We start from the raw sequence: 13,435 nt of genomic DNA, 5'->3' as shown, positions 1-13,435 counted from the left end.
CATTATTTAACCAAAATTTCGTATAACATGGTCGTGAATTCAGCCCGGCTCGCCGAAGCGTCCGGCTTAAAAGATCCATTACTGTAACCTTTCAAATATCCACGTGATTTCATTTGACTCAACATCGGGGCAGCCCAGTGATTCACACTCACATCGGTAAAAGGACCTTTCCTGCTTCCTCTCGGCTTCTCCTTCATCGCATTACCGATCATCACTGCCATCTCCGCACGTGTAACGAACCGGTTCGGCGCGAAGGTGCCATCCTGATAACCATGTACAATCCCAGCTGCTGCAGCTTTGGCGATATCGGCATAAGCCCAATGCTTCACATTGACATCGTTATACTGAACCGCATTCCCTGCTTTGAACTTAAAAGCCTTGCTTAGGATGGAGACTGCTTCCGCCCGAGTGATTCCTCGATCTGGCTCGAAGCGATACCCATCATACCCACCAATCCATCGCCGCTCCGTCAAAGCCGTAATCGCTGGAACCGCCCAATGGCCTTCAATATCTCGAAATCCGGCTACAAGTGTTTCTGCATGCATTTTGAATTGATAGTATTGTCCATTAAACATTTGATTGGTCGACAATCGTACGAGATACGTTCCCGGCTCCATGATTCGTGCTGATTTGAGCGATGTATTACCTAAGCTATTCGACATCTTGAATAAAGCCTTCTGCTTGCGATCATATACGTTCATTGTAACAACACGGTTCGAAGGAATGCCTCTAACACTTAGCTCCACATAACTCTTCTGGTCTACACGATATTCGAACCAGTCCACATCTGTATTCGATCCGAATACGCCCATATAATCGGTATCTGACACTGCTGTTACCGCTTGATAGCTCTTGTCATTCGGTTCATTGGGATCCGTATATTGCGTAACGTATTGGATGTATAGCTTATATTCACCGGCAACAGCACTTGCCTTGGGCGAAATCGCATTATAGACCCGTATATAATACTGGCCCGGCTTGGTATCCATGAGCGTAATGCTCTCACTGTCTGAGCTATCCTCACTGAAAGAATCGATTGTTAATTTCTCCATTCCAGGACCGCTGATCTCCATCGCCGGATCAATACGTGCCGTATCGCTATCGAGCTTGAGCCGTAATGTTCCTTGATCCGTCACTCGGAACACGAACCAATCCTCATCTCCATCCTGATGGAAGGTTCCAGTGACTTCCTGACTTCGCGTTGGAAGTGTAAAAGCCTGGTATTGCTTATTGTTATGCTCGTATGGGTCACTGTATATCGTAAATTTTGAAATCAATTTGTACGTTACAGGTGTTTTGGACTTCATATTTGTCAGTTTAAATTGCAAAATATTTTTGCCCTTTTTCACTGGAATCTGTGTCTTCGTATTCGTCAGACTTGCAACTTTGGTTCCTCCGGCTTTCGTCGCAGTGTAATAGGTCAGCTGCAGTGGCGTTCCACCCTGAATAAGTTGTGTCTGAAGGGTCAAGGTCCCATCATAAGGTGCATTGACATAGAACCAATCTTCATCCTCGCCTTGCAGTACAGCAGACATCGAAGTATCAATCGGAAACGCCTTCGCGATCTCACGACTTCCGTTATCCTCGTAAATATCCTCCTTTGGTTTCATCGTCAATGCTCGATCTGCGCGGAGTAGACCGTACCCCGTCTTCGCATCCCATCCCATCGTTCCAAGATCCTGTGCCGACTGGCGAATTAAATTGCGAATCTGATAAGGCTTCATATCCGGATATTTGGACCAGATCATCGCTGCGACAGCTGCAACTTGCGGCGCAGCCATTGAAGTTCCTTCATCGGTTGTATAGCCACCACCTAGCGCTGTGGTATAGACCCGCCATGGAGCAACGACATCCACTTCTGGACCATAGTTCGAGCGCGGCTCTGCGGTCTTCAAATCAGCAGTCCCACCGACAGCGATCACTTCGGGATATGCCGCAGGATATTTCACGGCTGCTTTTCCGGCCAACTCCGCTCCATCATTCCCCGTTGCTGCGATGAGTAATACCCCTTTGCTCTCCGCATATTGCACGATTTGCTGCATATAGGTTGAATACCGATACAAGCCTACGGATAGCACGACGATCTTCACATCATGCTCAATCGCATAGACAATCCCTTCGCCGAGCTTATCTTCATCACCCGATCCCGAGGAATCCAGCGCCTTAATGGGCATTACTCTTGCATCCCATAATATGCCGCTAACGCCCAATCGGTTATTCCCCACGGCTCCAATCACACCCGCGACACTCGTCCCATGTCCATTATCATCCTGCGGAAGCTGGCTAGGCTTAATCAGATTAACGCCATCTACCAAATTATCTCGCAAATCCGCATGCTTCAAATCCACCCCGGTATCCACGACGCCGATCGTAAGCTTGGTGTTGCCTGTGACTTGTTCCCAAGCCGAATCAGCATGAATCTGGCGCAAATATTTCTGACTCTCATAATTGGTATCGTTCGGTACCTTGAGCACCGTTACCGGATTATTCGGCTGCACATACTCCACTTCGGCAGATTCTCTAGCCCGTGCCAACCAATCCATCGGTTCAATCCCCTGCTTCAGACGTACAACATAGACATTTACAGCCTCTTGCTTGCTTAGAACTTCTGTATCATGTAATAAACCCTGATCTTGGGACGAGCCCTTCCATTTTACGATCCAGGATTTCGGTTGATCTTCTTCGATTTGTGCTTCCTGCGCAATCGGATTGCTATTAGTTGAATGCATCTGCGACTGCTCTGCCTTTGCTGTCATCATCCCTGTTGTTGCTTCACTCATGTACTGCAGTAGCAGCATACACATCAATACGACGACGATGCGGTATCGTAATCTTTTCATTGCTTCTCCTATTCTACCATCCATTTACCTATCTCATGTTTCTTCTAAAATAGGTACCTCTACTTCTTCGATACGCCGCACTTAATCCCCTTTTACTTTATAGAAGATTGCATCTGGCAAAAAAAGCCTTCCGCGAAGGAAGGCTCTCTTCAATACTTTTATCGACTAACTCCCTACTCGAATGAATAAATCAAACGAAAGGGCAAAAAATTTATTGATCACATCTAGCACCGTATTCGGCATAACCCCGAGATAGATCGTTGCAGCAACACAGATCCATACCGTAATCCCGAGTGGTGCTGGGAATCGAATGGAAGGCATCTCACCTACCGAACGCATATACATTTGACGGATGATTCCGAAGTAGTAGTACAGTGAGATGACGCTGGTAATGATCATGATCGCAGCGATCCAATAGGCCTTCATCTGTGCGGCCCCGAGAACAATGAAGAGCTTTCCGATAAACCCGCCCGTAAGCGGTATGCCCGCAAAGGACAGGAGCAGGATCGTCATTCCCACCGCGGTAAAAGGAGCCCGGTAGTACAACCCTGCGAAGCCGCTGATCTCATCATGGCCCGCATCCCGACTCACAATCATCGTCACGGCAAATGCGCCGATGTTCATGAACAGATAGGCAATAAGATAAAACGCGAACTCGGAGAAATTCGAGACATGCAGCGGTGTCATGGATAATCCGATCGGTACGAGCAAGTACCCTGCATTCGCAACACCGGATAAGGCCAGCAATCGCTTCATATTCCGTTGACGAAGTGCTGCCGTATTCCCGATAACCATCGCGATCGCAGCGACGATCAGGAGCGTGAGCATGACATCACTGCTAATATACAGATATTCTTGGCTCGCGAGCGGGAAAAATACGTTATAGACGATTCGGAATAAAATCGCAAAGCCAGCTGCCTTAGAAACGACCGCGAGGAACGCTGTAACTGGCGTCGGCGCCCCTTGGTACACATCTGGCGCCCATACGTGGAATGGGGCAACCGCGATCTTGAACCCGAATCCTGCGAGCATCAAGAAGAAGCTAACATAGATTAAGACTTTGAAATCGTCCAAATGCTGCGATAACATCTGAGCAATCGTAGCAAGATCCGTCGATCCTGACATCCCATAGAGAAAGGACATACCATATAGAATGAAGGCCGAAGAGATACTTCCAAGTACGACATATTTGAAGGCACTCTCATTGGATTTGAGATCATTTTTCTTAAGCGCTACGAGCACATAGGAAGTAATACTCAACAATTCAAGCCCAACATATAGCGTAATAAGATCGCCAGAGGATGCCATCATCATCGCACCGAGTACCGCAGGCAGTAGTAAGTAGTAATACTCACCCTTATGTGGAATCTCTTCCTCACGAATCGATCCTAGACTCATGAAAATAATAAGTGCCGTTCCGCCTAAGAAAATAATTTTCAGCAGATTCGCAAAATCATCAACCCGGTAACTCTGCCCCAGGAGATGCAGCGCCTGAGCTGTTGAAGCCGTCTCTGCACCGCTGCTCATATCGATCATCCGCCAGACGACAAATCCGAGGGAGATCAGCACAGCTACCAAGGAGAATACGCCTAGCCCATCACGATTGACCCTTTTCGGTAAGAATAAATCTAGCAGAGATAGGAGAATTGCCGCGATGACCAATGTTAATTCCGGTGCCAAGGTGGCAAGATCGGCCCATTGCAGTGGCGTGATCGTTTCAGTTGGATTCATGGGACTAACCTCCTACCTTGATAAGTTCTAGAAATTGGTCGAAGCTATGCTGCAGCGGATCAATGAGTATCGTCGGATAGACACCGAGCAATACGATCAATGCAGTCAGAGCAATCATGGGCACAGCCTCAATTAGACGAGCATCACGGATGCCGATATAACGGTCCTCCATCGGACCATAGGTGATACCCAGTACCCCTCGTAGGACGTAGACAGCGCCTAGAATAATTCCGAGTGCACCTACAACCGCAACGACTTTCATCGTACTGAACAAGCCTAGGAAGGAGAGAAATTCTCCAACGAATCCCGATAAACCAGGCAAGCCTAAGGATGCAAGACCTGCAATAAGTAGAATCCCACTCATGAAAGGCATGCTTCGCGCAAGTCCGCCAAGCTCATCCAGCTGCGTCGTACGCGTCCTTTCGTAGAGACTGCCGACGATCAAGAAGAACAATGCGGAGATAAATCCATGCGAGATCATCTGATACATCGCGCCTTGCAAACCGATTTCATTCAGTGCCGAAAGTCCTAGAAGAACAACGCCCATATGACTGATACTCGAATAGGCCAGAACAAGCTTGAACTCCCGTTGGACGAGAGCCAGCACGGCACCGTACAGAATATTCACAACACCTAGAATCGCTAAGGTCGTTGACCACGATTCCGCCTGATGCGGGAACAAGAAGAGTGCAAATCGAATGAGTCCATAGGCTCCCATCTTCAGCAGAATCCCTGAGTGAATCATAACGACGGCTGGTGGCGCTTCATTATGCACCTTGAGCATCCACGTATGGAACGGGAAGAAGGGAAGCTTGATACCAAAGGCAACAAGGAGCAAGACGAAAATAGTTGTCTTCATCCCGTCCGACATGAAGAAAGCACTCGTCATTTGCTCTGGATTCATATTGACATAGGAATTCGGATCCAACAGGTTCTGCATAATGGTCGATAAGCTGCCAGAATACATATAGTGCCCTTGCGCATTCGAAGCGGTATCGATCGTAAATCCTGCCGTTGCAATTAATAGGACGAATGCGATCAGCATAAGCGCAGATCCAAAGCCGTTATAGATCAAGAACTTATTCGCCGCACGTTCGCGGCCTCCGTAACCCCAAATCCCGATTAAGAAATACGTTGCGACCAAGGTCACTTCGAAGAATAAGAAGAATAAGAACAGGTCTCTTGCCATAAATACGCCGAACATGCCCACTTCAAGAAGTAAGAATAAGATGAAGTACATTTTCGTGCGCTTCTTAATGTGAAACGAAGCAAGTGCTGCCATCACACTCACGACCGCCGTCAGTAGGACGAGGAGAAGCGATATGCCATCCATCGCAAGATGATAATTAAATTGAATACTGTACGATGCAAACCCTTGTTCAGCCATGAACTCTTTGTTCAACGCAATATTGATCCATCGTACATTTTCTTCATAGGCCGTGCCCTTACCGCTGTATTCATAGGCTGCATACATCCAAGTGGCAAGACCGAGTGTAAGCACCGTTGAAGCGATGGCAATCACTTTCATCGCTCTGCTCTTATCCTGCGGCATGAATAATAAAATGAGTACCCCTAGCAGCGGAGACAAGGCGATGAGCGTAAGAATCGGAATATTGGCAATCATCTACCATAACCTCCTTCCGACAATACCCAAGATCAGAATGACGCAGCCGAGCAGTGTAATCAATCCATAAGTCTGCACCTGGCCGTTCTGCATCCGTGTCGATGTCCGTCCTGTTAGGACCGTCAATCCGGCTACGCCGCGAACGATACCATCCACGATCCATTGATCGAAAGCGGAGAGCGCGAGTCCGATCGCACGCAGTGGTGCTACAATGATCACTTGATAGACTTCATCGATATAATACTTATTCGCGAGTAATTTCGTAAGCCATGGCGCACTGGAAGCAATCGCATCCCGCGAGATCGATTTTTGACGATAAATGAGCCAGCCGAGTCCAATGCCGAGCAGCCCAACGACCGTCGATAAGATCATGACGATCACATTCGCATGCTCCTTCGTTTCCGTGCCTTCCAGCCATGTTCCGAACCAGCTATTAAACGGTGTGAAGACGAAACCAGCTACGACAGCTAGAATGGCGAGCAATACGAGTGGAATCGTCATTGTCGCTGGAGATTCGTGCGCATCTTTAGCGGCCTCCGATTTGCCCGTGAAGACCAAGAAGAAGAGTCTCGACATATAGAACGCAGTGAAGAACGCCGCAATGAGTCCAATAACGAATAATCCTTTGTGACCTTCCCATGCTGCGGTCAGAATTGCATCCTTCGACCAGAATCCCGAGAATGGCGGAATACCCGATAATGCTAATGCGCCAATACCGAACGTCCATGCCGTTATTTTCATTTTGGAGCCTAAGCCACCTAATTCATTGACATCTTGCTTATGAACCGCATGAATCACGCTACCTGCACCAAGGAATAACAATGCTTTGAAGAATGCGTGCGTAAACAAGTGGAACATCCCTGCTGTTACAGACCCGATTCCCAGTGCCATCATCATATAGCCGAGCTGACTGACCGTCGAGTACGCAAGGATCCGTTTGATATCATTCTGCGCAATCCCGATTGTCGCTGCGAAGATCGCCGTGAACCCGCCGACATATGCGACGACTTCCATCGCTGCCGGTGAGGCATGGAACACATCGAAGGTTCTAGCCACCAAGTACACACCCGCTGCTACCATCGTCGCAGCATGGATCAGTGCACTAATCGGCGTTGGACCTTCCATCGCATCAGGCAACCACGTATGTAGTGGGAATTGACCAGATTTGCCGATCGCGCCTACGAAGATTAGAATAGCAATCAGCGTAGAGATCCCTGCGCTAATGCCAACAGCGTTCATCATCTCAGGCTGTCTGAACACATTATGGATGGATGCGAAATCTAGTGCATGATCCGGCATATAGACGTATAGCAGCAAGATCGCGATAAATAGGCCAACATCCCCAATACGTGTTACGATAAAAGCCTTCTTGGCAGCAGCCTTGGCTGCCGGCTTCTGATACCAGAACCCAACCAACAGGAAGGAACAAACCCCTACAAGCTCCCAGAAGATATAGAGCTCTAGTAAATTCGACGAAATGACCAACCCCAACATGGAGAAGGTGAACAGAGAGACATACGCGAAGAAAATATTGATCCGGTCATCGCCTTTCATATATCCTCTAGAATAGACATTAACGAGTAAACTGACGAACGTCACGATCATGAGCATGAGCGCATTCAGGTTCGTGACTTCGAACCCGACTGTTAGATGCACATCACCGAATCGGATCCAATCCATATTTTTGGTATAATCCTCTGCCTGACCGCCGATTCGCTCGATTCCTATTAGTAATGCATATATAAATGAAGCGAGCGTAAATACGATACTGATCCATCCACCGATCCCTCTCATCTGCCGACCAAGTGCCGTAAGAATCAGGAAGGCGATCAGCGGGAGGATCGGAACGACAAAGGCATATTGCGAGTAGACAAATTCCATTGCATTTCCTCCTATTGGTTATCGCTTCATCTCATTGAATTCATCCACATTCGCTGTTCCCTTATTCCGGTATAGCGCGATGAGGATCGCGATACCTATTGCAGCTTCCGCAGCAGCAATCGAAATGTTAAAGAGCGAGAAGATCTGGCCCTTCAGTCCAGGAACAACCCCATATTTCGAAAAAGCGACGAGGTTCAAGTTCACCGCGTTCAGCATCAATTCAATGGATAATAAGACGACAACAGCGCTCCGTTTCGTTAATGCACCGTACAGACCAAGGCAGAACAAAATGGCAGCGAGCATCAGATACGAACCTAACATTCCGCTCATCTTAGTCCTCCTCCCTTTTGGCAATCACAATCGCCCCGATAAAAGCAACCGTGAGCAGCACCGACATCAATTCGAACGGTATCACGTGCTCCGTATAGAGCAGTTTACCGATCTCCAGCGTATTGTCCTTCGGAGGATCCCAAGCCGCAGCAGGCAGCTCGGTCGCGCGAATGGCGTAGAACAACAATCCGAACAAGGCTAGACATCCAACCGCCGTAATTGCTTCGTGCCACGGTCTTCGGATCTCTTCATCCTTCTGATCATGCCGCGTCATCATAATACCGAAGATCATCAGGATCGAAATCGCTCCCGCATAGATGAGGACTTGCACGAAAGCCACGAATTCCGCATTCAAGAGTACATACATCCCGGCAAGCCCGATAAAAGCAAAAGCGAGCGAGACCACCATGTGAATGACTTTACTGAAGCTAAGCATTAAGACGGCACCTGCGATAATACAAACTGCAAGGATAAAGAAAGCAACGTATTCGCCCGTAAGCTGGAAGCTCAAATCAAACATCTTTCTTGACGCCCCCCCTCGTCGTCATCGCCGAGTTATTCTCCTTACGAATATGGTTGTTGTTCTCGTACAACCACTCTTTATTTTTGAACAGGTCATCACGGCTGTATGCCGCTAGCTCAAAGTTATTCGTCATAACAACTGCTTCTGTCGGACACACTTCCGTACATAAATCGCACAGAATGCAGAGTTCAAAGTTAATATCGAACGTATCGATGACTTTCCCTTTTTTCTCTGGATCCGGGTTCGGTTTGCCTGTCAGCGTCAAGCATTCTGTCGGACAGATCTTTGCACACTGATTGCACACGATACATTTATCCGGCTCAAAATATTGAATACCACGAAAGCGATCCGGCATTTCGAGCGGTACATCCGGGTATTTATAGGTTACTTTTTTGGAGGTCATCGTCTTGAACGTGACTCCTAGCCCTTTAAGCAATCCCTTCATCGGTACTCTCCCCTTCTATTTGATGAATAGTTCCATGTAGATAGCCGTAATGAACACATTCAGGAGCGATAGTGGGAGCAGCACTTTCCAACCGAAGCTCATGAGCTGATCCACACGAATACGCGGCATCGTTGCGCGCAGCCAGAACAAGAAGAACACACAGAATGTGAATTTCAGGATGAACCAGATCACTCCTGGGATGAACGTTAAGAACGGAAGCGGCGCATGCCATCCACCGAGGAATAGAACCGTCGTAAGCGATGCAATAGCGAACATGTAGACATATTCTGCGAGCATGAAGAATGCAAATCGGAATCCACTATACTCGACATGGTAGCCTGCAACGAGCTCAGACTCAGCTTCCGGCAAATCGAATGGTGTACGGTTAAGCTCAGAGACCGCTGCGATGATGAATACCACAAATCCGATGATCTGCGGAAGGAAATTCCACTGCCAGAACGCATCGCCTTGCCCATTTACAATGGTACGCAAGCTTAAGCTGCCACTGACCATTATTACACCAACCACCGATATAACCAGTGGAATCTCGTAACTAATCATCTGGGCTGCTGAGCGCATGCCGCCGAGTAAGGAGTATTTATTGTTGGAAGCCCAACCGCCCAGAATGATGCCAATCGTTGAAATACAAGATAACGCGCCGTAATACAACAAGCCTACATTGAGGTCTGTAAAATAAAGTGAATTCGTATAAGGAATCGTGACTAGAACCGCAAATGCAGGAACGTACGTAATAACGGGTGCAAGGATGAACAACCAACGATCCGCTTTTCGTGGGATCGTATCCTCTTTAATAAGCAGCTTCAGGATATCTGCAACGGTCTGGAACAATCCGAATGGACCTACCCGGTTCGGACCGATCCGTCCTTGCATCCAGCCAATGACTTTGCGTTCATAGTAGATGGCATAGGTTACAAACCCCAATACGATAAATAGAAATACAATGCTCCAGGCTAGAAATATAGCAAAATTCGTCCATGTTAACGATTCTTGCAACCAAGCGCCCATTAACAGTCAACCTCCCCAACGACGATATCAACGCCGCCTAGAATCGTAATGAGGTTCGTCATGGTCTCCCCGACGAGAAGCTTCGGTAAGATCTGCAGATTCACGAAGGAAGGACGTCTGAACTTCAAACGATACGGTTCTGCTTTTCCTTTCGAGACGATATAAGCACCAATCTCACCGCGCGGTGATTCAATGCGCGCATAGATCTCGCCTGCCGGTGGACGGATGACACGGGGAACCTTGCCCATAATCTCACCGTCTTTCGGGAATTGCTCAATCGCTTGCTCCAGGATACGCAACGTCTGGCGCATCTCTTCCATTCGAATGACATAGCGGTCATAGCAATCGCCATTGGTACCGAGCGGGACATCGAAATCGAACCGGTCGTAAATGCTGTACGGCTCATTTTTCCGCAGATCCCAATTCACCCCGGTACAACGCAAATTCGCCCCGCTTAAACCATAATCAATGGCCGTTTGCGCATCGTATTTGCCGACCCCGATAATCCGTTGCAGGAAGATCTCGTTACCGCTCACGAGATTATCGTACTCAACAAGCTTCTTCTTCATATAAGGGATGAATTCTCGAACCTTATCGATCCAGCCAGCTGGCGCATCCCACTTCACACCGCCTACACGCATGTAGTTATAGGTAAGTCGTGCACCGCACAATTCGTTAAATAAATCGATGATGATCTCACGATCCCGGAATGCATATAAGAAAGGGCTCATTGCTCCAATATCAAGCAAATAGGTCCCCCACCATACCATGTGACTGGCAAGACGCTGCAATTCCATCACGATCAGTCTTAGAAACTCAGCACGCTCCGGAATTTCGAGCTGCATCATTTTCTCCACAGCATCCACGAGCACATAGTTGTTCGTCATGGCTGACACGTAATCCATACGATCGGTATAAGGAATGATCTGCGTATAGTTCAAATCCTCTGCCAGCTTCTCTGTACCCCGATGCAGGTAGCCCATCACGGGTGTTGCTTCTTTAATCACTTCTCCGTCTAATTTCACGACGATCCGAAATACACCATGTGTACTGGGATGCTGCGGTCCTACATTCAATAGAAGTTCTTCTGTCCGAATCACGCGTGATTACACCTCCGAATCTAGCGGTACATAGTCTTTGCGCAGTGGATGCCCTACCCAATCATCGGACATCATAATTCGGCGCAAATCGGGATGACCCGGAAATGCGATACCGAGTAAGTCATAGATTTCACGCTCATTCCAATTGGCCGTTTGCCAAATCGGCGTCACCGAATCGACGGACGGCTGATCACGATCCGTCTTTACACGAATGCAATATTCGTGCTGCGTCGTGATGGATACCATATGATAGACCACTTCCATATGCGTCTCATGATCCGCGCCCGACACATTCCGAAGATAGTCGCATTGAAACTCCGGATCATGCTTGAGAAGTTCCGCACATGTATACCAATGTTCATTCTTAATCGTAAGCGTCGGCAAGTGGTTGTTATTCTCGTTAATTGAGGATTCTTCCACCACATCTTCGGCTATTTTTTCTTTCAGAATCGCAATAGCGCGATCAAGGCGCGGTTGATTATGGGAAGGCTCCTTTGGTGCAGCCTCTGCTGCAGCTGCCTCGGCTTCTTCCTTGGCCTTGGCTCTGGCTGCTCTCGCTTCAGCTGCAGCTTTGACCTTCGCTTCTTTCTCTTCATCCGTTAGCACTTTGCGCTCTGGTGTGGCTCCAACAGCTCCATCTCCCGCCGCTTCTGGTGCCGGTACGTCGCCGCCTCCAGCTTCAGCCTTCGCACGTTCGCGTGCTGCTCGTGCTTCGGCAGCCGCCTTGACCTTCGCTTCGCGTTCTTCCGGCGTCATGAGCTTGCGTTCCGGTTTGTCAGGTTTTACCTCTTGCTCATCGCTCATTGGTTCGTCACCTGCTTCCCGGTCTTCGCTTCATAACGAATCTTCTCTTGCAATTTATTAATGCCATAGATCAAAGCAGCCGGGTTCGGCGGGCAGCCCGGGATGTAAACATCGACCGGTACAATTTGATCCACGCCTTTCATTACGGCATACGATTTCACATAAGGACCGCCAGCCGTTGCACATGATCCCATTGCGATTACCCATTTCGGCTCGGGCATTTGGTCGTACAAGCGACGCAATAAAGGACCCATTTTCTTCGTTACCGTCCCTGCTACGATCATCACGTCAGATTGACGAGGCGATGTGCGGAATATAACGCCAAATCGGTCCAAATCATAGTGGGATGCTCCCGTTCCCATCATTTCAATCGCACAACATGCTAGCCCGAACGTAAGCGGCCAGAGCGAGTTGCTTCGCGCCCACGCCTTCAATTGTTCCAGTGTTCCCATGAATACATTTCTTTCTAACTCCTGACGTTCCTCAGGACTGATCGACTCTAAATTGAGTTCCATTTGAGCACCTTCTTCTTCCAAGCGTATATAAGCCCCACAAGCAACAATGCGACAAATATCAACATCTCAACAAGTACGAAGAGTCCAAGCTGCTGATACGCCACGGCCCACGGGTAAAGAAACACGGTCTCCACATCGAAAATAACAAACATCAGTGCGAATAGATAATAGCGGATATTAAATCGTACCTGCCCTACCCCTACCGGCTCGTTCCCACTCTCATAGGTCGATTGCTTGATTTCGGTAGGTTTGCTAGGTCTTAGAAATCTTCCCACTGTAAGCGCTACCACTGGTAGCAAAATTCCCAGCGCAATGAAGATCGCTACAATGACATAGTTATTCGAGTATTCCATGTCCTCTCTCGCCTCCGTTCACAACTATATAATTTTATTATACAAAACGAAAAAAACTGTAATAAACCCGTAACAATTATAACAAAACCTACCAGTGACGTCTATCCAAAACCTGGGTTTTCATTTGTAGTTTTAGGCGTATTTTTTAGTGTGTCTAACAACCCTTGTACTTGCTATATATGCTGGGGAGAGAATGCAAATTCGTGAAGAGTTTGTGACGGAAAGGATGCTGGTAGCTCGATGGAGCGTGATGGAGCGTGATG

12 protein-coding genes are annotated in these 13,435 nt (G+C 48.1%); all 12 read right to left on the bottom strand.

Translation table 11 applies throughout. The features are described from left to right. Positions 1 to 2: 2 nt before the first annotated feature. The 12 genes from ACFQZR_RS07690 to ACFQZR_RS07635 all read right to left on the bottom strand — a co-directional run bounded on the left by ACFQZR_RS07690 (position 3) and on the right by ACFQZR_RS07635 (position 13,172). A complete protein-coding gene (locus ACFQZR_RS07690) occupies positions 3 to 2,840 on the bottom strand; it encodes a S8 family peptidase (RefSeq protein ID WP_379344501.1) in 2,838 nt (945 codons plus the stop codon). A 165-nt stretch (positions 2,841 to 3,005) separates the two neighbouring features. Further along, a complete protein-coding gene (locus ACFQZR_RS07685) occupies positions 3,006 to 4,571 on the bottom strand; it encodes an NADH-quinone oxidoreductase subunit N (RefSeq protein ID WP_379344500.1) in 1,566 nt (521 codons plus the stop codon). A 4-nt stretch (positions 4,572 to 4,575) separates the two neighbouring features. Then, entirely contained in the window at positions 4,576 to 6,195 is a 1,620-nt protein-coding gene (locus ACFQZR_RS07680; RefSeq protein WP_379344499.1) for a complex I subunit 4 family protein, read from the bottom strand. Continuing rightward, positions 6,196 to 8,076: an NADH-quinone oxidoreductase subunit L gene (gene nuoL / locus ACFQZR_RS07675; protein ID WP_379344497.1), complete on the bottom strand. Its 1,881-nt coding sequence runs from the start codon at positions 8,074 to 8,076 to the stop codon at positions 6,196 to 6,198. It abuts the gene before it with no gap. 18 nt (positions 8,077 to 8,094) lie between these two features. Next, entirely contained in the window at positions 8,095 to 8,406 is a 312-nt protein-coding gene (gene nuoK / locus ACFQZR_RS07670; RefSeq protein ID WP_018754711.1) for an NADH-quinone oxidoreductase subunit NuoK, read from the bottom strand. 1 nt (position 8,407) lies between these two features. Continuing rightward, positions 8,408 to 8,926: an NADH-quinone oxidoreductase subunit J gene (locus tag ACFQZR_RS07665; RefSeq protein WP_018754710.1), complete on the bottom strand. Its 519-nt coding sequence runs from the start codon at positions 8,924 to 8,926 to the stop codon at positions 8,408 to 8,410. Next, on the bottom strand, positions 8,919 to 9,374 hold the full coding sequence (gene nuoI / locus ACFQZR_RS07660) for an NADH-quinone oxidoreductase subunit NuoI (protein WP_018754709.1): 456 nt from the start codon (positions 9,372 to 9,374) through the stop codon (positions 8,919 to 8,921). The genes ACFQZR_RS07665 and nuoI overlap by 8 nt, the downstream gene beginning before the upstream one ends. 15 nt (positions 9,375 to 9,389) lie before the next feature. Beyond that, positions 9,390 to 10,400 (bottom strand): NADH-quinone oxidoreductase subunit NuoH, encoded by a 1,011-nt coding sequence (nuoH, locus tag ACFQZR_RS07655; RefSeq protein WP_018754708.1) that lies wholly within the window; start codon positions 10,398 to 10,400, stop codon positions 9,390 to 9,392. After that, the gene (locus ACFQZR_RS07650; RefSeq protein WP_379344493.1) at positions 10,400 to 11,500 is read right to left on the bottom strand and encodes an NADH-quinone oxidoreductase subunit D; all 1,101 of its coding nucleotides are present in this window, start codon (positions 11,498 to 11,500) and stop codon (positions 10,400 to 10,402) included. The genes nuoH and ACFQZR_RS07650 overlap by 1 nt, the downstream gene beginning before the upstream one ends. A 6-nt stretch (positions 11,501 to 11,506) precedes the next feature. Next, entirely contained in the window at positions 11,507 to 12,304 is a 798-nt protein-coding gene (locus ACFQZR_RS07645; protein ID WP_379344491.1) for an NADH-quinone oxidoreductase subunit C, read from the bottom strand. Next, positions 12,301 to 12,819, bottom strand: a complete 519-nt coding sequence (locus tag ACFQZR_RS07640; RefSeq protein WP_018754705.1) for a NuoB/complex I 20 kDa subunit family protein — start codon at positions 12,817 to 12,819, stop codon at positions 12,301 to 12,303. Before ACFQZR_RS07640 ends, ACFQZR_RS07645 begins: the two co-directional genes overlap by 4 nt. Beyond that, the gene (locus ACFQZR_RS07635; protein WP_018754704.1) at positions 12,804 to 13,172 is read right to left on the bottom strand and encodes an NADH-quinone oxidoreductase subunit A; all 369 of its coding nucleotides are present in this window, start codon (positions 13,170 to 13,172) and stop codon (positions 12,804 to 12,806) included. The genes ACFQZR_RS07640 and ACFQZR_RS07635 overlap by 16 nt, the downstream gene beginning before the upstream one ends. Positions 13,173 to 13,435 lie beyond the last annotated feature (263 nt).

The sequence above is a fragment of the Paenibacillus sp. GCM10027629 genome (assembly GCF_042676425.1).
Taxonomy (GTDB): domain Bacteria; phylum Bacillota; class Bacilli; order Paenibacillales; family Paenibacillaceae; genus Paenibacillus_K; species Paenibacillus_K terrigena.
The sequence above is the reverse complement of the archived record's forward strand: the minus strand, read 5'-3'. Positions and strand labels throughout refer to the sequence as shown.

What these genes read in the sequence shown, in the direction of transcription:
- ACFQZR_RS07690 (WP_379344501.1), bottom strand. Translation starts at nt 2,840, where the DNA reads ATGAAAAGATTACGATACCGCATCGTCGTCGTATTGATGTGTATGCTG.
- nuoK (WP_018754711.1), bottom strand. Translation starts at nt 8,406, where the DNA reads ATGAGCGGAATGTTAGGTTCGTATCTGATGCTCGCTGCCATTTTGTTC.
- ACFQZR_RS07685 (WP_379344500.1), bottom strand. Translation starts at nt 4,571, where the DNA reads ATGAATCCAACTGAAACGATCACGCCACTGCAATGGGCCGATCTTGCC.
- nuoI (WP_018754709.1), bottom strand. Translation starts at nt 9,374, where the DNA reads ATGAAGGGATTGCTTAAAGGGCTAGGAGTCACGTTCAAGACGATGACC.
- ACFQZR_RS07665 (WP_018754710.1), bottom strand. Translation starts at nt 8,926, where the DNA reads ATGTTTGATTTGAGCTTCCAGCTTACGGGCGAATACGTTGCTTTCTTT.
- ACFQZR_RS07640 (WP_018754705.1), bottom strand. Translation starts at nt 12,819, where the DNA reads ATGGAACTCAATTTAGAGTCGATCAGTCCTGAGGAACGTCAGGAGTTA.
- nuoL (WP_379344497.1), bottom strand. Translation starts at nt 8,076, where the DNA reads ATGGAATTTGTCTACTCGCAATATGCCTTTGTCGTTCCGATCCTCCCG.
- ACFQZR_RS07645 (WP_379344491.1), bottom strand. Translation starts at nt 12,304, where the DNA reads ATGAGCGATGAGCAAGAGGTAAAACCTGACAAACCGGAACGCAAGCTC.
- nuoH (WP_018754708.1), bottom strand. Translation starts at nt 10,400, where the DNA reads ATGGGCGCTTGGTTGCAAGAATCGTTAACATGGACGAATTTTGCTATA.
- ACFQZR_RS07635 (WP_018754704.1), bottom strand. Translation starts at nt 13,172, where the DNA reads ATGGAATACTCGAATAACTATGTCATTGTAGCGATCTTCATTGCGCTG.
- ACFQZR_RS07680 (WP_379344499.1), bottom strand. Translation starts at nt 6,195, where the DNA reads ATGATTGCCAATATTCCGATTCTTACGCTCATCGCCTTGTCTCCGCTG.